Here is a 19,184-nt window from a genome sequence, read left to right as displayed (position 1 = left end):
CATGCGGTCAGTCCCCTCTCCCTCCGGGAGAGGGTTAGGGTGAGGGGGCTTTTGACGTTTAGAGCAACAACGTCCACACCGCAAAACCGGCATACCACAACAACGCTGCGCGCAGCAGCAAAGCCCACAGTGTGTCCAGACTCTCCACACCCTCAGGCCCCGTCTGCGGGGCCGCGATTTCTGCCGCCGCACAACCGGCCTTGTTGATCAACTGCTCGGCGCTAATGTCCCAATTCAATAACTCATGCAACATCACCCGGCCCACGGCCGCGAAATTGTCCACTAACGCAAAACTGGCCGCCAGCAACCGCACCGGCACCCAGTCAAAGGCATGGCGAAGTTGCTGCGCGCGTTCAACCAACTCCGGGTTTTTGCCTTGTTCGGCTGCCAGCGCCAGCAAGCGATAGCTCAAGGCCGCCACCGGCCCCAGCAGGAAGTACCAAAAAATCACCGCAAAAAACCCCTGGTACGACTGCCACAGCAAATGGCTTTGCACCTTTTCCAGTAATTGCTCGCCATTTTCAGCGCTAACACCTATGTCACGCTCCGCAACATGAGCACCCGCCTGCAAGTCGCCACGGCGCCAGGTGTCTCGAAAAGGCCCTAACCCCGCCTGGATATCACCTCTGCCCAAACTGTAAATCACCACCAGCACATGCACGGGCAGCGCCAACAGACCATAGGCCACAGGGTCGAGCACCCACAGCAACAAGGCCAGCAGGGCCACCGGGCACAGGATCAAAATGGCCAGTACCAGCCAGGGACGGTTCGCGAACTTCGGGCGGGCTTCCATTGACTGCAACTCTCGCAGCCAGCCCCCATCACGCTGCAAACGCTGGCGCAAACTTGAGAACTTTTCGATCACAATCGCCAGCAGTAACACCACAAAACTCATTGCATCTCTCCTCTGTGCTGCAACACACCGCGATAGCGCTGCCAGTCAAACTTAGGGCCCGGGTCTGTTTTACGCCCGGGGGCCACGTCACTGTGGCCACATATCCGCTGCACAGTAATGGCTGGATAAGCCCCTTGCAGTTGCAAGGTCAAAGCAATCAAGGCGTCATACTGCGCATCGGTGAACGGAAGCTCATCGGTGCCTTCCAGCTCGATGCCCAGCGAAAAGTCGTTGCACGTCTCACGACCTTCAAAACTTGAAACACCTGCATGCCAAGCGCGATCAAGGCATGAAACAAACTGCGTGATTTTGCCATCCCGTTCAATCAGAAAGTGCGCACTGACTTTCAATTCACGGATGCTTTCAAAGAATGGATGTTCGGTGGCATTCAGTTGGTTCTGAAAAAACGCCTGAACCTTTCCGGTGGCAAACTGGCCGGGTGGCAAGCTGATGTTGTGGATAACCAACAAGGAGATTTCGCCATCAGGGCGCTCATTGAAATTGGGCGACGGGCAATGGCATACGCCTTCAAACCAACCGCTAGCGGGGTCCAGCAGCATACAGCCTCCTTCGACAGCTCAAACCAAAGGCGCAGTATGCCGCGATGCGCACGCGGATGGGCAGCAATCTGCCATGCTCGCTTTAATGCGCCAGACTGTGGATGACCGACGCCAGTGCCCGGTCAAATAACAGACCTTCGTCCAGCAATTCAATCGCACCGCATCGCAGCTGTGCAATCAGCTCGCCACGGGTTTTTTCCTCCACCCGAATACCGCTTCGGTTGACAAAAACATACCGGCCTTCAGGTTCGACGATCGCAATCAGTTTGCAGCGCTGGCAGATACCCTGCCCGTCCTTGATTTCGATCCAACTGCCGATGCGCAGTTGACTGACCAGCAACAACCCCAGGTGATCCTGCTCGTCCATTCCGGTAAAGGGTTCTGTCGGCACTTGCTGAGGAGACGCGCACAGGTCATCACTGATGGACAACTCAAGCACTTCGACGCGCGCTCTTTGGGCATGGGTAAAGACCAGAAAATTCTGCAGCACGGTTTCCAGCGCTTCAGGGCTGCTCCCTGAATGAGCAGCCAACTGCTGCACGACGTGCTCAATGCAGGCATGGAGCGGGTCATTTTCGCAATCGAGGCTCGCGTCCCAACCGATGGCGGCCTGCGCCATAAGATTGAGCAAGCGCCGTGCCGGGTGGCTGTCAGAACTGAAAAAGTTCTGGTCCATTTGCGCGATCCTGAGGATGGGCTGCTGCACTTGGGCGATGAGCTTTTTAAGCGACGGCGAAAGGTTGCGATCGCCGCTGATGTATTCGAACAGTTGGCCCACCAACTGAGAGGCATATGCCCCCGAAGCTGGAACATCCTGAGGGTAATCCGACGTGATCGCGCAGAGGTTGGGCAATACACCCGTGGCGATCAATAACTGATTGGCGTCGGCATACAGATGCCCGGTATGCCTGAGCAGGTAATGTTCGAATAACTGCAGCGTGATCAGTTTGACTTTGATGTCGACACCTTGGTCGCGCTCGGCTTGCAGAAAATACTCACACAACATCGCCGGTCCCAGAGGGTTGCTCTGTTCATCCAGCCTCATCCAGCTCAAGGTGTTGAATCGCGTAGTCAAATGGCACAAAGCCCGATGGTCGCGAATCAGCACTCGGGACACCATCGAATTGACTGCCTGGGCACGGGCAACATCATCGCCCAGCAACGAACATACAGTCGGGAAGAGCCCCTTGCCCAATAAGGTTGGCTCAGTGGCCGTGGGCTGGGTCAGGGTGATAAAGGCCTTAAACAGACGATAGAGAAAACCACGCTCAATATTCTTGCGCTTAAGCCGCAGGTCGCGCATGGCCTCGAAAAACAGGCTTTGCTGCGCATTGCTCCGGGCTTTGTCGGCCATCTCGAACAGGGCTTTATCGGCGTTATCAAACAGCACCTGCAACTGTTGCTTAAGTTGCTGCGCCGCCTTGTCATGCACCTGTGACAGGATCACGGGCAAGCGGGTGAGCGGCGAGTGCGTCGCTAACTCCGTTGAGGCCCATTGTGGAGCCTCCCCTTTCCCGTCAATGTGCATCCCGCCCTCCAGGCCTGCGCGTCAAAGCCATGACGCCAAATAGAAGGCGGATTATCTTGTAAATCATGCCGCTTGTGCCAGCACACTCTTCACATCATGGCATCAGTGATTGAATAAAACCTCAAAGTGCCAAAAAACGCACAGTTGTCGCCATTCACCCTCTGTGTCGCACGCACCTTGGGTTCACTCCCGGCATGCCTCTATAATCGATGCACTTTGTTTGTGGAGCTCGTTATGCCGAATTTACGTCTGGCCGACCTCACTGCCGAAATCGAAGCCAACGTGCGCCGTGCGTTAGCCGAAGACCTCGGCAGCGGCGACATCACTGCACAGCTGATCCCGGCCGAGCGCCTGGCAAAAGCCTCAATCATTACGCGCCAAGCGGCTGTCATTAGCGGAACCGCGTGGGTCGATACCGTGTTTCGTCAGCTGGACCCGCGTGTTGCAGTGCATTGGCAAGTGTCCGATGGCGAGCGTGTAACCCCGAACCAAATACTCTTTCACCTTGAAGGCCCGGCCCGCTCTCTGCTCAGCGGAGAACGCAGTGCTCTTAACTTTCTGCAACTGTTGTCCGGTGTCGCGACTCACGCGCAGTTGCTGGCCGATCAGGTTGCCGGTACTCAGGTCAAATTGCTCGACACCCGTAAAACCTTGCCGGGTCTGCGTCTTGCGCAAAAGTACGCCGTGACCTGCGGCGGTTGCCACAATCACCGCATCGGCCTGTACGACGCCTTTTTGATCAAGGAAAACCACATTGCAGCCTGCGGCGGCATTGCGCAGGCCATCATTGCCGCGCACAAAATCGCACCGGGAAAACCCGTGGAAATTGAAGTGGAAAGCCTCTCTGAACTCAAGGAAGCGCTGGCGGCCGGGGCAGACATCATCATGCTCGACGAGCTGAGCATGGACGATATGCGCGAGGCCGTGCGCCTTAACGCAGGCAAGGCCAAACTGGAAGCCAGCGGCGGTATCAACGAAGCTACCCTCCTCCCTATTGCCCAAACCGGAGTGGACTACATTTCCATTGGCGCCATGACCAAGGATGTCAAAGCCGTGGATTTGTCGATGCGTTTGAGTTTGTAAGCTAAATCAGCGCGAACCCCTGGCATTTCATTTCATGCTCAAGCAACCACTGCTTGGCGGCCAACCCGCCAGCGAACCCGGTCAACGTGCCATTACTGCCAATCACACGATGGCACGGGATGATAATCGGGATCGGATTGCGCCCGTTCGCAGCACCCACCGCTCGTGAGGCGGTGGGCCGATCAAGCTGTTGCGCAAGCTGCCCGTAGCTGGTGGTTGCGGCGTACGCAATGGTCGTCAGCGCCCGCCACACTGATTGCTGAAATTCAGTGCCCTGTGGCTTGAGCGGCAGATCAAAAGCCTGCAACTCTCCCGAGAAATACGCTTCAAGCTGGTGACGAACCTGTGCCAGCTTTTGCGCTGAATGCACCCAGTCGTGCAACGGCTCGTGCGGGCGCTTTTCCAGTTCGAAACGCACCTCACGCAATCCTTCATCATCGGACACCAAAAACAGCGGGCCAATGGGCGATGGCATTTGATCGAAATAAATCTGACTCATGATTACCTCTTACGTGCCGCTGCCGAGTCGGTGGCAGCGCGCCATAAATACATCACGGAATAGGCTCGCCACGGCCGCCAGCTTTCGGCCAGCGATAGCAGCGCTTTGGTCGTCAATGGCCCGCCTTGAGGGTTGGCCTCACGGCGCAGGATCAAGTCCGCCGCAGGAAAAGCATCGGGGTGCTTGAGCACGCGCATGGCGATGTAATGCGCCGTCCAGTCACCTATGCCGGGCAGTTGCACCCAACGCTCGATAAAGTCCGACAACGGTTGTTCCACGGCAAAATCCACCCGCCCCTCGATCAAGGCGCGGGCAATCCCTTTGATCGTATCAATGCGCGCCTGAGTAATGCCCATCTGCCCCAGATCGGCATCAACCAGTTGCGCCGGGCCGGGGAACAAGCGATCCAGAGGGGCCGCGCACGGAGATTCGATGGGTACCCCGAACCGCTGCACAATCCTGCTGGCCAACGTGCGCGCTGCCGCCACACTAACCTGCTGCCCCAACACCGCCCGCACCGCCACTTCAAAACCGTCCCAGCCCCCAGGCAGACGCAGCCCCGGGTAGCGTTCGATGACTGGCGCCAGCGCCGGGCTGGCACTTAATGTGCGGGCAATCGCAAGGGGATCGGCATCCAGATCAAACATTCGCCGGACCCGCGTAACGATGCCCAGCATTTGGCTCGGCGGCACATTCAGCAGTTCTAATTGCAGCGCGTGCTGTTCACCGGGCCAGGCGCTGACCCGCAACCAGCCGGGTGCGGCGCCCGTATCGAATACACGCTGATAGCTGTGCGTATCGACCTGCTCAATACCCGGTAGAGCACGGGTCTGCAAAAAACCCAGCAAGGCGGGGAAGTCATAGGGCGGACGATAACCCAAGCGCAACACCAAGGCCTTGTCCGCCCGTGCTTTGGGGCTACGCCGAAAGGTGCTTGGCGGTGCGTGGTTGGCCTCGGCAAAGGCAGCATTAAAGCGCCTCAGACTGCCAAAGCCCGACGCCAAGGCCACTTCAGTGATCGACAGATCCGTTTCGGTCAGCAGTTGCTTGGCAAACAGCAAACGCTGCGTGGCATGCACCGCCATCGGTGGCGCGCCCACGTGCTGAACAAAGAGCCTGCGCACTTGCCGGGCGCTGACGTGCAGGCGCTGGGCCAACTGCTCCAGCGAGTGATCAGCCAAAAAACCTTCATTGATCAGCTTCAAGCCGCGAGACACCAAATGCTCACCCTGCTGCCAGAAGGGATTACCCGGCGCCAGCTCCGGCCGACAGCGCAAACAAGGGCGAAAGCCGTCGGCTTGAGCCGCCGCGGCGCTGGGGTAATACACCACATTTTCTGCTTTGGGCGCGCGCGCCGGACACACCGGGCGGCAGTAGATGCGTGTACTCAGCACCGCGGTAAAAAACACCCCGTCGAACCGCGAATCGCGGCTTAAACGCGCGATTTCGCAGGCGGCGGTGCTGGGTACGCAAAGACTCTGGGATGTGTTCATAGCCCGCACGATAGCACTGGCCATTGACCGATTCTCGCCATTTTCGGACGTCTAAATACCACTGTTGTAGTCGCTGACGAGTGGAACGAGGCTGCGATCGAGGACGACGTCCTCGTAAACCCAGCCAATGCGCTCCTCTTGAATGAACGAATTGAATGGCTTCACGACTGCTGCGCAGCCGATCGCAGCCTCGTGCCTCGTCAGCGACTACAAAGCTACTTGCAGGCGCCTTTTTCAAGACACGTACCGCTTTGTGTCCACACCAGGGTGCTGCCTGATTCACTGAGGGCAGGCGTCAGCACGCTGGTCCAGCCACCGGCCGCCTGAGTGCCGGTCATGGTAATCACGCCATCAATCACCGTCATGCCCGCTGCCAGATTGTCTGTCGCATCGGCCGGGCCAGGAATGCCATGACTGCCTGCATCGCATACGGCCAAATCATTGCTCTCGCTGTAGCACAGTGCTACCGCCGTTTTATAGGTGTTGCTGATGGTATTCACTTCTGCGAACCGGGCCTTCATGGTGTGCTCGGTGTACGCCGGCAATGCAAAAGAGGCGATGAGGCCAATAATCGCGACCACGATCATCAATTCGATCAGGGTGAAGCCTTTTTGTTGTTTCACAAGTCATCTCCAAAATTAAAGACGCGGCACCTTGGCCAAATGCCATAGCCGTTCTGAGCCGCCAAAAATGGCGCACAGGCTATCAAGGTTAGCCCGCCGATGCTCCACAACCGCTCCGCGGACACCTTTGGACACGCTCCAATGGAGGGTCTGGCTGAAACGGCACCTAGTCTTTTGGTTCAGCGCTCGCAAGAGCCATCAGCGCCACCAGGACAAGCCGCATGCCTACACAACCCGTCAAGACCCGTCTGTATCGGTGGGAAGGTACAGACCTCACAGGGGCCGAAATCAAGGGAGAAACCAGCGCCGAAAGTCAGGCGATGATCCGCGCTCTACTGCGCCGCCAAGGCATTAGCGCACGCAACATTCGACGTAAAGCGCATCGAGGGCGCCCCGGTGGTCCATCCATCAAGGCGTTGGATATCATGTTGTTCACCCGGCAACTGGCCTCATTGATCAAAGCAGGCATTTCCCTGTTACAAGCCCTGAACGTTATCGCCGAAGGGGTTGAGCTCCCGGCCATGCGCCAGCTGGTGAACGACCTGAAACAGGACATCAGCGCAGGCACCAGCCTGGCCAATGCATTGCGTAAAAAACCGGCGCACTTCGACGCCCTTTTTTGCAATTTGATCGACGCAGGCGAACAGGCAGGCGCCCTGGATGTACTGCTGGAACGCATAGCCACCTATAAAGAAAAAACCCAGGCACTGAAAAAGAAAATAAAAAAGGCCATGACCTACCCTATCGCCGTCCTGCTCGTGGCCGTGATGGTCTGCGCCATTTTATTACTTGAAGTCGTGCCGCAATTTCAACGTGTGTTCAGTTCGTTTGACGCCCAACTTCCAGCCCTCACTCTGTGGGTCATCGCGTTATCCCAAGTGCTTCAAGACCACGCATTAGGGTTACTGGTATCGGTTTGCCTGATGGTGGCGGGCTTTCGCTATCGGTACAAACACTCCGAGCCGTTACGTCAACGCCTGGATAAATGGCTTCTAAAAATGCCCGTTATCGGTAACCTGCTGCACGTGTCGGCCCTTTCCCGCTTTGCCCGCACACTCGCAACGACTATTGCCGCCGGGGTGCCCTTGCTGGAAGCGCTTGATGCTGTCGCCGGCACCACCGGCAATAACGTATATAAAAATGCCGTGCTAGCGCTCAAACATCAGGTGGCAGCGGGATCACAGATCCATGTCGCCATGGCTGCTACCGGCGTATTTCCGGACATGGCGATTCAAATGATCGCCATTGGCGAGGAATCCGGCACACTGGAAAACATGCTTGACCATCTGGCCACCTATTATGAGAACGAGGTCGACACAATGACCGATAGCCTGACCAGCATGATGGAGCCCGCCATCATGTTGGTATTGGGCGTTATGGTAGGCGGCCTTGTCATCGCCATGTATCTACCCATATTCAAACTAGGCCAAGTAATTTGAGCATGATCGACCTGTTCACCCGTTACCCCGACCTCTTCATTGCCAGCGCGCTTGTGCTTGGACTGCTGGTAGGCAGTTTTCTCAATGTGCTGGTATGGCGCCTGCCCAAAATGCTTGAGCAAGATTGGCAGGCGCAAGCACGTGAGTTCCTGGCCCTGCCCGCGCCCGATAAAGGCCCTGTGTATAACCTGTTGCTGCCCCACTCTCATTGCCCGCACTGCCAGCACCGCTTGCGAGCATGGGAAAACATCCCGCTGATCAGTTACCTGTTCCTGCGCGGCAAGTGCGCAGAGTGCAAAAAAGCCATTAGCCCGCGTTACCCGTTGACCGAGCTGGCCTGTGGATTATTTTCAGCCTTTATCGCCTGGCATTTTGGCTTCAGTGCGCAAGCGGGCTGGATGCTCGTGCTGACCTGGGGATTGATCGCCATTTGCCTGATCGATCTGGAGCATATGATCGTTCCTGATGTGCTGGTGTTGCCCCTGCTGTGGCTGGGCTTGCTGCTTAACAGCTTCGACACCTTTACCAGCCTGTCGCAGGCGGTTTGGGCCGCAGCATTGGGTTATGGCTGCCTGTGGTCGATCTTTTGGCTCTTCAAACTGCTGACCGGCAAGGACGGTCTGGGCTATGGCGATTTCAAATTGCTGGCCATGATCGGGGCGTGGGGCGGCATCGCGGTATTACCGCTGACCTTGCTGTTCGCCTCACTGATAGGCGCAGTGGTGGGCGTGATCATGCTGGCCTTGCGCCGTACGCAAACCTCGACTCAAATCCCCTTTGCCCCCTACCTGGCAATTGCCGGCTGGATTGCATTGCTCTGGGGTGATCAAATAACCACTTTCTATTGGCAGCTCTCGAGTTGAAATGAATACCCCTTCTGCACACCCCTGGATTCTCGGCCTGACTGGCGGCATCGGCAGCGGCAAAAGTGCTGCCGCAGAGCATTTTGCGGCGTTGGGTGTCCATGTGGTTGACGCCGACCATGCGGCACGCTGGGTCGTTGAACCGGGGCGCCCGACGCTGAGCCAAATTGCTGAACACTTCGGCGAGCAGGTGTTGCAAGCCGATGGTCAGCTCAACCGTGGCGCATTGCGCGCGCTTATTTTTAGCGACCCTGAGCAACGCCGCTGGCTCGAAGCCCTGCTGCACCCGCTGATTCGTGAAGAAATCGCCGACAATCTGGCACAGGCCCAATCGCCTTACGCCATTCTGGTATCACCGCTATTGATCGAGTCCGGGCAATACACAACGACTCAACGCGTGCTGGTGATCGACGTGCCACAAGCGTTGCAGATTCAGCGCACGCTCAAACGCGACAACACCAGCGAAGAACAGGTACACGCCATTCTCAAGGTACAAGCCAGCCGCGAAGATCGCCTTCGCCACGCTGACGACGTGCTCACCAATGACCGTGACCTTGAGGCGCTCAAAACCGAAGTCGAGCGCCTGCATGATTTTTATTTAACGTTGCGCGGAGGCCAACCATGACCAAACCTATGACCATCGACTGCCCGACCTGTGGCACCCCCCTGGAATGGAACCCCAGCAACCCGTTCCGTCCATTTTGCTCCGACCGCTGCAAATTGATCGATCTGGGCGCATGGGCCAGTGAAGAACATAAAATCCCGGTAAGCCCGGATGCTGAAGATGATTTATTTTCCGAAGACTTGCCTGATCGACTGCATTAATCGGGGAGCGTCGGGTAGCGGCTACCAGCCTGAATAGGCGTCGGGCTATCAGTAACCCCTGTTTCAAAGCTAAGGTGCCTGTATGGACGACTCAGATTACCTGCGCCTGCTCACGATCCAGGCCGAACAAGCCAATGCTTTTCTATCCAATGCACGCAAATGGGAGCGTGAGCGCTGGGTATGCCAGCGCCTGCTTCAGGGTTTGAATGTCCCTTACCACACTGAGGACTTCACACCCGCCAGCCAGGAACCTCCGGATGTTCTGTTTGGCGAAGCGCGCTTCGAAGTGTTTTTTGTGCTGGATGAAGGTCGACGCTTGAATGACGAATGGCGCGAAGAGCTGCAACGGCGGCGCAGCGCGTACTCCCTGAGCCAACTGGTGCGCCGTGAAGCACGCCCCAAACGCATTCCTGCGAGCAAGCTGCTGCAACGACTGGGCCCGACGCTGCACAAAAAAGCCAAAAACTATTTAGAGCGCGATATCGATCTGGGGCAGTTGGACATCATTGCCTTCTCCAGCCTCAAACGTGAGGTTCTGGACCTTAACAGCCACTTCCCGCCGCCGACCGAATACTTGCGTATGGGCTGGCGCTCTTTGTCGTTGGTCGGCCCGACCTTCGCCCGTGTGCTGTTCGCACAACCGGATGCACCCGATTTTTTGCGCAACAACCTGGGCCGCAGCATTATTTTTGATGTAGGTATCAGCCTGTGAGCCCACTGCAAGCGTTGATTGCGGCCGTCCCGCAAACCGGAGTGGTGCGCTGGATTGGCGTGCGCCCCGAGTCTCGTGCCGATATGGTGGAACTGGATGCCGTCGAAGCCCGGCGAGAAGCCGGACTCACCGGCGACCATGCTCGGCCCGGCGCTCGCAATGCCCGACAAGTGACACTGATTCAGTGGGAACATCTGGCGGTGATCAACTCATTGCTGGGACGCTCGCCCGATCAACCCGTACTGGCGCAAGACTTGCGCCGCAACCTGGTGATCAGCGGGATCAACCTGTTTAGCCTCAAAGGTCGACGCTTCAAGATTGGCCAGGCCATTTTCGAAACCACAGGCTGGTGCCAGCCTTGCGCCCGGCTTGAGCAGCGATTGGGTGAAGGGACGTTTCAGGCAGTACGCGGCCACGGCGGTATCACGGCGCGGGTAATAGAAAGTGGCATCATTCGTCTAGACGACCAAGTAAGAGTCGAGCCGCTGGGGCCCAACGGCTATGCTTCATTTCATCCCGGTTGATCAATGCTGTAGCTTTAACTCCGCCTGCAACGTCTATCGGACGAGGCCCAAAATATGTCCAGCCGCTTGAACTCAGATGATCAAAAGCATGTCGAAGAGTACCTGCTGCTTCCTCAACATCAAGTTGAGCGCCGGCCTTTCAGGCCTTGGCTGCTCCTTGCTGTGGTGGTGATCGTGGTGATTGGCCTTGGCTTTTTGAGCCGCCTCCTGAGTTATCTGGCGCTATGAGCTGCGTTGCGCTCGCCCGGATCGCTCAGGCACAGAATTTTTTTTCAAGCCTTGTGAGTGATACCTATGTCCCATCGTATTGTTATTGTCGGCGGCGGCGCCGGCGGCCTGGAGTTGGCGACCCGCCTGGGTAAGACTCTGGGCAAGCGCGGTAAAGCCAGCGTCACGCTGGTCGACGCCAACCTGACCCATATCTGGAAACCGCTGCTGCACGAAGTGGCCGCTGGCTCGCTCAACTCTTCGGAAGACGAGCTCAACTATGTCGCTCAGGCTAAATGGAACCACTTCGAGTTCCAGCTGGGGCGCATGAGCGGTCTGGATCGCGACTCGAAAAAGATCTCATTGTCGGCGACCCTCGACGAAAACGGCCAAGAGCTGGTGCCTGCGCGCGAGCTGAGTTACGACACGCTGGTGATTGCTGTAGGCAGTACTACCAACGACTTCGGCACTCAGGGCGCAGCAGAGCACTGCCTGTTTCTCGACACCCGCAAACAGGCCGAGAAGTTTCATCAACAACTGCTCAACCACTACCTGCGCGCGCACGCCGGGCAAACCGATGCCATTGAACAAATCAGCGTCGCGATCGTGGGTGCCGGGGCAACCGGTGTTGAACTGGCCGCCGAACTGCATAACGCCGCGCATGAGCTGGCGGCTTACGGACTGGATCGGATTAAGCCGGAAAACATGCACATCACCCTGATCGAGGCCGGTCCACGGGTGTTGCCTGCCTTGCCGGAACGTATTGGCGGGCCTGTGCATAAAACCCTGGAAAAACTGGGGGTCACCGTACTGACCAACGCCGCGGTGAGCGAAGTGACGGCTGACAGTCTGATCACCAAGGACGGCCAAGTAATACCTGCCAGCTTGAAAGTGTGGGCGGCGGGCATTCGGGCACCGGGCTTTCTGAAAGACATTGCCGGGCTGGAAACCAACCGCATTAACCAATTGGTCGTGCGCCCTACCCTGCAAACGACGCGCGATGACAACATCTTTGCCTTTGGCGATTGCGCGGCGTGCCCGCAACCGGGCAGCGACAAGATGGTCCCGCCTCGCGCGCAAGCCGCTCACCAGCAAGCTTCGCTGCTGGCCAAGTCGCTGAAGCTGCGGCTGGAAGGTAAAGCACAATTACCGGACTACCACTACCGCGATTACGGCTCGCTGATTTCGCTGTCGAGCTTTTCGGCGGTGGGTAACTTGATGGGCAGTTTGATGGGCACCGTCATGCTGGAAGGCTGGTTGGCGCGAATGTTCTACATCTCGCTGTATCGCATGCACCAGATGGCGCTTTACGGGACGTTCCGTACCTTGATGCTGATGCTGGGCAGCCGAATCGGACGCGGTACAGAACCGCGCCTGAAACTGCATTAAGCCGGCTTTTGGCCCCGCGAGCATGGGCTTGCGGGGCCAGGGTTTAACGACCGGTGTGGTTACCCGACTCGCCTTCACGGCCCTTGAAGCCATGAGGCTGGTGTTCATCGAAGAACTCAACCGCACGCTTGAAGTCAGCCAACAGTAACTTGGCCATGTCGATCGACAGGCCCTGCTTGACCAAAATCCGCTGCACCACCACCTTTTCTGCGTTCGCAGGCAAGCTATACGCTGGCACCAACCAACCGCGTGTTCGCAACCGATCCGCCAGATCATAGAGCGAATAACCCACCTCTGCGCCCGGCTTCAAACGCCATGTCAGCGCGGGAATGCCTAGCTGTGGATTACCGTCATAGAGCATTTCGAACGGGCCGATTTTGACAATTTCACTGGACAGAAACTGTGCCGTTTCATAGCACGCCGAATGAATTCGCTCGTAACCTTCACGACCCAGGCGCAAGAAGTTGTAGTACTGCGCAATGATTTGCCCCGCCGGACGCGAGAAGTTCAAGGCGAAGGTTGGCATGTCCCCGCCCAGATAATTCACGTGGAAGATCAAGCCTTCCGGTAATTCTTTGACGTCACGCCAGATCACCCAGCCTGCCCCCAGTGGCGCCAGGCCAAACTTGTGCCCCGAGGTGCTGATGGACTTGACCCGTGCGACGCGAAAATCCCAAAGAACATCCGGCGCGCAAAACGGCGCCAGCATCGCACCACTTGCGCCATCGACGTGAATATCAACGCTCAGCCCGGTGCGTTTATCCAGATCATCCAGCGCGTCCGACAGCGGTTTTACCGTTTCATACAGCCCGGTAAAGGTCTGACCAAAGGTCGGCACCACCACAATCGTATGTTCATCGACACGCGCCAGCATGTCCTCAGGCGTCATGAACCAGTGCCCTTCGGACATCGGCACTTCACGAATTTCGATGTCCCAATAACGGGCAAATTTGTGCCAGCACACCTGAACCGGGCCGCAGACCATGTTCGGGGTGGACGTCGGCTTGCCTGCCGCCTTGCGTGCTGCACGCCAGCGCCACAGAGCAGCCAGACCACCGAGCATGCACGCTTCACTGGAACCTACGGTGGATGTGCCGATAGTGGTCTCAGCTTCCGGGGAATGCCACAAGTCCGCCAGCATGTGGATGCAACGGCTTTCCAGCTCGGCGGACTGTGGGTATTCGTCCTTGTCGATCATGTTCTTGTCGATCGACAGGTCCATCAGCTTGTGGACTTCATCCTCTTCCCACGTTTGGCAAAAGGTGGCGAGGTTCTGCCGAGCGTTGCCATCCAGATACAACTCATCATGAACCAGCTGATACACCTCACGGGGCGATTGCTCAGCCTCTGGGAACAACTTGACCGCTGCGGCGTGCGCCAGCGTAGAAGAACCAAATACGGGGTCAATGTCCTTATTGCTCTTGATACGGTGAAGGGCCATGTGATCTCTCCTTGAGTATGGGTCAACCGGGGAGCCTGCCTAATCAACTGCGGCTCGGGTCAGGCCAAGCCAGCATAGACAACCTTTTTGGGTCTGCCGTCCGATTTTCGATCAACGTAAATTTTCCGATCTATAGTCTTGTTTCTTCAACGTCCTCACGGAGCGAGCACCATGAAACAACGACCCACCACCCTAAACGACGAGGTCAAGCAGGCACTGGACGAAGCGCTCCAGCGGTATTCCGGCAACCATCACGGCAAAAACGCCAGCTACATCCCGTACCTGGCCTCAGTCCCTTCGAACCTGTTTGGCATCAGCATCATGTTTTGCGATGGCACCCATGCCGAAGTGGGCGACACCGATTACGCATTCGCCATTGAGTCGATTTCCAAGGTCTTTACCCTGGCGCATGTGCTGGATGAAGTAGGTCCCCAAGTCTTGCGCAGCAAGATCGGCTGCGACCCGACCGGCGAGCCTTTCAACTCGGTGATTGCCCTGGAGTTGCACAAGGGCAGACCGCTGAATCCCTTTGTCAATGCCGGTGCGATGGCCACGGTTAGCCTGATCAAGGCCGACAACGCGAAGGATCGCTGGGATCAGATTCAAACCACCTACAACGCTTTTGCAGGGCGCGAACTGCCGGTCAACGAAGAGGTTTACCAATCGGAGGCCGACACCAATCAACACAACCGCGGCATTGCCTGGCTGTTGCAAAGCTACGGGTACATGCACGCCGACCCGATGCAAGTGTGCGATGTCTACACCCGCCAATGCTCGGTGTCGATTACCTGCCATGACCTGGTGACCATGGGCGTGACGCTGGCCAATGGCGGCGTGAACCCCATCACCGGCAAGCGTGTTGTGGCCGCGAAAAATGTGGCGCCGATCCTTTCCGAGATGACCTTGAATGGCCTGTATGACACCACGGGCGACTGGTACTACAAGGTTGGCTTGCCGGGTAAAAGTGGCGTCGGGGGTGGCATTCTGGCTGTGGTGCCGGGCGTGTGCGCCATTGCCGCTTTTGCCCCGCCTTTGGATGTGGCGGGTAACAGCGTGCGCGGCCAGTTGGCCGCCGAGCACCTGAGCCGCACGCTCAATCTGAGCCTGCTGCACGAATTCGCGTAAAGGAGCGAGACATCCATGGCTACTACCAGCAAAGCTAAAACATACATGTCGTGGCTCACCATCTGCTTCATGATGGTTGCCGCTGTTGCCAGCATCCGCTCATTGCCCAGCATGGCGGTCTACGGCCTGGGCTCGGTGTTTCTCTACGTGATCCCGGCGCTGCTGTTCTTCATCCCGGTGTCACTGGTTGCCTCTGAACTGGGCACCGGCTGGAACGGCGGGATTTACGGCTGGGTCCGCCAAGCATATGGCGACCGACCGGGCTTTTTCATCATGTGGTTCATGTGGGTACAAGTGGTCACCTGGTACCCCATCGTGCTGGGCTTTGGCGCCAGTACGCTGGCCTACCTGATCAATCCTGAGCTGGCCAAGAGCGGGGTATTCACCACCGCGGTGATCATCGTCCTGTATTGGCTATCGACCTTTGTTGCGCTTAACGGCATGACAGCCCTGTCCAAATTGACCTCCTGGTTCATGCTGCTGGGCACGGCATTGCCTGCGGCGCTCCTGGTTCTGCTGGGCGTGGCCTGGCTGGTACTGGGGCATAAATCGGCGACCCCGCTGACGTGGGACGCACTGATTCCGACCATTTTCGACACCCACACCACCGCACAAGTGGGCGCACATAAACTGCATCAGGACTTTTGGCATCAATTCACCGGGGCCATCACGGGTCTGGTGTTGATCGTGAGTAACTTCCTGGCGTTCGCCGGTATTGAAATGAACGCCATTCACGCCCGCGAGCTGCGCAACCCGCAAAAAGAAATGCCGCGCGCCATCCTGTTGGCCTTCTTCATGATTCTGCTGGTGTTCATCCCGCCGACCGTGGCGATTTCGATAGTGGTTCCGGCTGATTCGACCAGCCTGACCGCGGGCGTCATTCAGGCCTACTCCGCCTTTTTCGAAGGCTTCGGCATACCGTGGGCAACGCCTATTCTGGCAATCCTGTTGATTATTGGTGCTTTGGGCGGCGTGCTGGCCTGGACGGCAGGCCCGTCTACGGGGCTGCTGTTTGTCGGTAAAGCCGGCATGCTTCCGCCGATCTTTCAACAAGTGAACAAAAAAGGCGTACAGAAAAACATCCTGTACTTGCAGGCCATCATCGTAACCCTGCTTTCAACGATTTATATCTTCATCGACAACGTATCCGATGCCTTCTGGATGATCAGTGCCATGGCCGCGTTGATGTACCTGATCATTTACGTGTTCATGTTCCTGGCCGCCATGAAGTTGCGCAAAACTCAGCCCAACGTCAAACGCGGCTATGTGCTCAAAGGGCTGCACGGCTGGTGCTATCTGGGTCTGTTTTCGACCTGCGTGGCGCTGATCTTCGGCTTTATTCCACCGAGCAGTTTCAGCAGCATGCCGTTCCTCGAATACGCGGGGATATTGCTGCTCGGGCTGATCATCGCGGGCATACCGCCCTTTATCTTCTATGCGGTGCGCAAACCTTCGTGGCAGATGGTGCCCAAGGCAGAAGCCGACCAGTACTCAGCGGCGCTGCAAGACTTGCAAGATGAAGACGACAAGGCTGCTGCCGCGGCTGCCGCAGGCAACGGCACGACGTCATCGACCCCGCCTCCCGCGCCAGCGGCAACCTAGGGTGTCAGGTGGTCGCTGTCCGAGGCAGTGACCACAGGCTGGGTTTTACGCAGGCATAAAAAAGCGTCCGCAAGGACGCTTTTTTTTATGATGGATAGGGCGTATGGCATTCGGGAGCTCTCGACTTTTTAACTAAGTAAGCGTTACCCTTCCGACGTCGCTGCACATCAGCGAACGGGTTTAGCGGCCCGAGTTCATACAGGCGCACAGCGCCCACCATTCCGATAGCAGGCGCTTTTTTGTGCCCGCCTATCTGTTTATGGCGGCTGTGCGTGGGAGACCTTCGGGTCTGCCGGGGTCCTGTATGCCCGGTCCGCTAACCTGCGCACAGCTGCCACCCTTATTCGTTTAGCGGCGAACCGTGGTAGCTCCTCACATACAGGAGTAATGCCAGATGCACGCTCTCAATCCGTTCAAAAAATGCCCTACGCGTACTGTCGACCGGCCCAAAGCCCTACATCTCGATGCAAAACGAGGTGACCTATGAACGTCTCCCCGTTGATCAAAACCGTTGGCGGCGCCACCTTTGGTGCATGCAACGCTGAGAACCAGCGCCTGTTCAGCGTCATTGCCGGTGTCTCGGGCGAAGAAGCCCTACAACACGCCTCGTTACTGTTGAACTGCGTCAACAGGCTTTCTTATCTGGGCGCCATGGACGATGGCCATGAAACCATGCGCTGGGCGTCGCACTACCTCAGCGAGATGGCGAAGGCGATCATTGATGACGTGACCCTGGGGCTGCAAGACGTTCCCTAGCGCTGTGGATTTAGCTCGAAACCGTGGGCAACTCTATCGCTACACTTCACGGTCACTCAAGGCCAGTGCCCGGGCTGCCGCTAGCCCTGGTACACCCTTGGAGAGAACAGGATTGCCGTAAGGACAATCAACAGTATTGCGCCCGCACTGACAACGGCGGTGAGCGTCAGGGCCTGGGAGTAGCCGATAATCCCGCCGACCACACCGCTGCCCATATAAATAAAGGGGTGAGCGCCGCTGGTGACGAAGGTATCTACCGCCACGACTTTGCCCAGATCCTTCTCCGGGGAGAGTGTCTGCATAGCGGTTGCCCAACCCGTGAGCCAGGAGGCTTCGACGATACCGACGAATGTCGCCCCCAGAATAGCCATCCATGCCAACGTACCCAGCCCGAGCAACGCCATGGCCCCCGCCAGAAACAGTCCGCAAATGACCGCAAGCCCCACCAGTCGCTCATGTCCCGAAGCCAGCACGGTGATGACTGAGCCAACACACGCGCCGAACCCCGATGCGGCCAGGCAATAACCCCACATTTCTTCGCTGAAGCGATGACTGATCGCGTAAGGGGCAACCACCAGAAAAATCGGAAAACACAAAACGTTCAGCACCAGCGTCGCGGCAAACCCCAGCACCAGCGTCGCGTTATTGATAACCACAGTGACGCCATTGAGCGCCTCACGCAGCGAGAACTCTTCGTCTGATTCATGATGGCCGACATTCGGCAATTGAGCGGTGTAAATCGCAGCGCAGAAGAAGGTCAAGCCATCGATCAGTATTCCCCATACCGGCTCCCACAGAATGATGAACACGCCCAACGTGGCCGGAAACAGAATGGCGACCAGATTATCAATGAAGTTCATCGCTCCGTTGCCCGCCACTAGAGCTTTTTTGGGCAGCAGATTGACCAGCAGAACCTGAGCGCATGGCCGTGAAACACCGATGCCGATACCGAAGATCAGGTAGGCGAGCACCATCAAGCCCCAAGGCGCCCCTGTCATGAGTAACGCAACGACGGCAAGTTGCGTTACTCCTCTGGCCGTATCGGTATAAATGAGTACTTGTTTAGGCGACTTGCGATCCGCAAGCATCCCCCCGGCCAGAGCACCGATCACTGTTCCGACACCCACTGCGGCCATGACGAAGCCAAACACACCGCCACCCAAACCTTCTCGTATGAACGCTATCGGCAGCGCCGCCAGACAAATCGCATCGCCGGCCATCGACAGCCCCTGACCGATGAGCTGCTTGCGAAAAGGCAACACACTCAGCACTTGGTTGTAGGCTGAGAAACGTTCCTTGACACGCATCATGAGCGCTCCTCCTTGATGCTTATTGCCCCATCCTGCCTACGCTCGGCCGCCAACTGCCGATCGCCCTGACGGATTTTCAAGTGCAAAGCACTTATTGATTTAAAGCGGGAGAAGCATACTAGGCAATCCTTCCCGTCGAATATCAGCTAGTGCGCACTCGAAGAGGTAGATCATCAAATCGCAGGCACAAAAAAGCCGGTCATCCCTGAGGATAAACCGGCTGTTTTGGTCTTGCGATATGGTGGGTCGTGTGGGATTCGAACCTACGACCAATTGGTTAAAAGCCAACTGCTCTACCAACTGAGCTAAC

General features: G+C 57.3%; 20 protein-coding genes. 12 read left to right on the top strand and 8 right to left on the bottom strand.

The genetic code is table 11. The annotated features are described in order from the left end of the window. Positions 1 to 58: 58 nt before the first annotated feature. The 3 genes from ampE to GHN86_RS01400 all read right to left on the bottom strand — a co-directional run bounded on the left by ampE (position 59) and on the right by GHN86_RS01400 (position 2,983). Positions 59 to 895, bottom strand: coding sequence for a regulatory signaling modulator protein AmpE (gene ampE, locus GHN86_RS01410; RefSeq protein WP_153382494.1), 837 nt, complete (start codon positions 893 to 895; stop codon positions 59 to 61). Next, the gene (gene ampD / locus GHN86_RS01405) at positions 892 to 1,455 is read right to left on the bottom strand and encodes a 1,6-anhydro-N-acetylmuramyl-L-alanine amidase AmpD (RefSeq protein ID WP_153382496.1); all 564 of its coding nucleotides are present in this window, start codon (positions 1,453 to 1,455) and stop codon (positions 892 to 894) included. Before ampD ends, ampE begins: the two co-directional genes overlap by 4 nt. An 82-nt stretch (positions 1,456 to 1,537) precedes the next feature. Then, entirely contained in the window at positions 1,538 to 2,983 is a 1,446-nt protein-coding gene (locus tag GHN86_RS01400; protein ID WP_153382498.1) for a DUF1631 family protein, read from the bottom strand. A gap of 234 nt (positions 2,984 to 3,217) precedes the next feature. Between GHN86_RS01400 and nadC the strand changes: the two genes are divergently transcribed. Next, positions 3,218 to 4,066 (top strand): carboxylating nicotinate-nucleotide diphosphorylase, encoded by an 849-nt coding sequence (gene nadC / locus GHN86_RS01395; RefSeq protein WP_153382500.1) that lies wholly within the window; start codon positions 3,218 to 3,220, stop codon positions 4,064 to 4,066. Position 4,067: 1 nt separating this feature from the next. On the opposite strand, the gene GHN86_RS01390 is transcribed toward nadC, so the two are convergent. The 3 genes from GHN86_RS01390 to GHN86_RS01380 all read right to left on the bottom strand — a co-directional run bounded on the left by GHN86_RS01390 (position 4,068) and on the right by GHN86_RS01380 (position 6,681). After that, positions 4,068 to 4,565 (bottom strand): methylated-DNA--[protein]-cysteine S-methyltransferase, encoded by a 498-nt coding sequence (locus tag GHN86_RS01390; protein ID WP_153382502.1) that lies wholly within the window; start codon positions 4,563 to 4,565, stop codon positions 4,068 to 4,070. Positions 4,566 to 4,567: 2 nt separating this feature from the next. Continuing rightward, the gene (locus GHN86_RS01385; RefSeq protein ID WP_153386007.1) at positions 4,568 to 6,058 is read right to left on the bottom strand and encodes a DNA-3-methyladenine glycosylase 2; all 1,491 of its coding nucleotides are present in this window, start codon (positions 6,056 to 6,058) and stop codon (positions 4,568 to 4,570) included. Between the two features lie 215 nt (positions 6,059 to 6,273). After that, positions 6,274 to 6,681, bottom strand: a complete 408-nt coding sequence (locus GHN86_RS01380) for a pilin (protein WP_323369563.1) — start codon at positions 6,679 to 6,681, stop codon at positions 6,274 to 6,276. 221 nt (positions 6,682 to 6,902) lie between these two features. Here GHN86_RS01380 and GHN86_RS01375 point away from each other — a divergent pair, with 221 nt between their 5' ends. From GHN86_RS01375 to GHN86_RS01340, 8 genes are all read left to right on the top strand, one after another. Further along, a complete protein-coding gene (locus tag GHN86_RS01375) occupies positions 6,903 to 8,120 on the top strand; it encodes a type II secretion system F family protein (RefSeq protein ID WP_153382506.1) in 1,218 nt (405 codons plus the stop codon). A 2-nt stretch (positions 8,121 to 8,122) separates the two neighbouring features. Further along, the gene (locus GHN86_RS01370; RefSeq protein WP_153382507.1) at positions 8,123 to 8,983 is read left to right on the top strand and encodes a prepilin peptidase; all 861 of its coding nucleotides are present in this window, start codon (positions 8,123 to 8,125) and stop codon (positions 8,981 to 8,983) included. Between the two features lies 1 nt (position 8,984). Beyond that, complete coding sequence (gene coaE, locus GHN86_RS01365) at positions 8,985 to 9,608, top strand: dephospho-CoA kinase (protein WP_153386005.1); 624 nt, start codon at positions 8,985 to 8,987, stop codon at positions 9,606 to 9,608. Beyond that, on the top strand, positions 9,605 to 9,808 hold the full coding sequence (gene yacG, locus GHN86_RS01360; RefSeq protein ID WP_153382509.1) for a DNA gyrase inhibitor YacG: 204 nt from the start codon (positions 9,605 to 9,607) through the stop codon (positions 9,806 to 9,808). The genes coaE and yacG overlap by 4 nt, the downstream gene beginning before the upstream one ends. Positions 9,809 to 9,890: 82 nt before the next feature. Further along, positions 9,891 to 10,520, top strand: coding sequence for a DUF1780 domain-containing protein (locus GHN86_RS01355; protein WP_146384323.1), 630 nt, complete (start codon positions 9,891 to 9,893; stop codon positions 10,518 to 10,520). Continuing rightward, positions 10,517 to 11,044 (top strand): MOSC domain-containing protein, encoded by a 528-nt coding sequence (locus GHN86_RS01350; protein WP_323369564.1) that lies wholly within the window; start codon positions 10,517 to 10,519, stop codon positions 11,042 to 11,044. The genes GHN86_RS01355 and GHN86_RS01350 overlap by 4 nt, the downstream gene beginning before the upstream one ends. A 54-nt stretch (positions 11,045 to 11,098) precedes the next feature. After that, on the top strand, positions 11,099 to 11,272 hold the full coding sequence (locus GHN86_RS01345) for a DUF3094 family protein (protein WP_153382510.1): 174 nt from the start codon (positions 11,099 to 11,101) through the stop codon (positions 11,270 to 11,272). Positions 11,273 to 11,338: 66 nt separating this feature from the next. Continuing rightward, the gene (locus tag GHN86_RS01340) at positions 11,339 to 12,640 is read left to right on the top strand and encodes an NAD(P)/FAD-dependent oxidoreductase (RefSeq protein WP_153382512.1); all 1,302 of its coding nucleotides are present in this window, start codon (positions 11,339 to 11,341) and stop codon (positions 12,638 to 12,640) included. A 43-nt stretch (positions 12,641 to 12,683) separates the two neighbouring features. On the opposite strand, the gene GHN86_RS01335 is transcribed toward GHN86_RS01340, so the two are convergent. Continuing rightward, the gene (locus GHN86_RS01335) at positions 12,684 to 14,081 is read right to left on the bottom strand and encodes a glutamate decarboxylase (RefSeq protein ID WP_153382514.1); all 1,398 of its coding nucleotides are present in this window, start codon (positions 14,079 to 14,081) and stop codon (positions 12,684 to 12,686) included. A gap of 171 nt (positions 14,082 to 14,252) precedes the next feature. On the opposite strand from GHN86_RS01335, the gene glsA reads away from it, so the two are divergent. The 3 genes from glsA (at position 14,253) to GHN86_RS01320 (ending at position 17,564) form a co-directional block, all read left to right on the top strand. Beyond that, entirely contained in the window at positions 14,253 to 15,206 is a 954-nt protein-coding gene (gene glsA, locus GHN86_RS01330) for a glutaminase A (RefSeq protein WP_153382516.1), read from the top strand. A gap of 15 nt (positions 15,207 to 15,221) precedes the next feature. After that, a complete protein-coding gene (locus tag GHN86_RS01325) occupies positions 15,222 to 16,808 on the top strand; it encodes an amino acid permease (protein ID WP_153382518.1) in 1,587 nt (528 codons plus the stop codon). Between the two features lie 483 nt (positions 16,809 to 17,291). Beyond that, positions 17,292 to 17,564, top strand: a complete 273-nt coding sequence (locus GHN86_RS01320) for a DUF3077 domain-containing protein (RefSeq protein WP_122785827.1) — start codon at positions 17,292 to 17,294, stop codon at positions 17,562 to 17,564. Positions 17,565 to 17,644: 80 nt separating this feature from the next. Here GHN86_RS01320 and GHN86_RS01315 read toward each other — a convergent pair whose 3' ends face one another. After that, positions 17,645 to 18,874, bottom strand: a complete 1,230-nt coding sequence (locus GHN86_RS01315; RefSeq protein ID WP_153382520.1) for an MFS transporter — start codon at positions 18,872 to 18,874, stop codon at positions 17,645 to 17,647. Positions 18,875 to 19,184: the final 310 nt, after the last annotated feature.

The organism is Pseudomonas helleri (assembly GCF_009600315.1).
GTDB classification, from domain to species: Bacteria; Pseudomonadota; Gammaproteobacteria; order Pseudomonadales; family Pseudomonadaceae; genus Aquipseudomonas; species Aquipseudomonas helleri_A.
The sequence above is the reverse complement of the archived record's forward strand: the minus strand, read 5'-3'. Positions and strand labels throughout refer to the sequence as shown.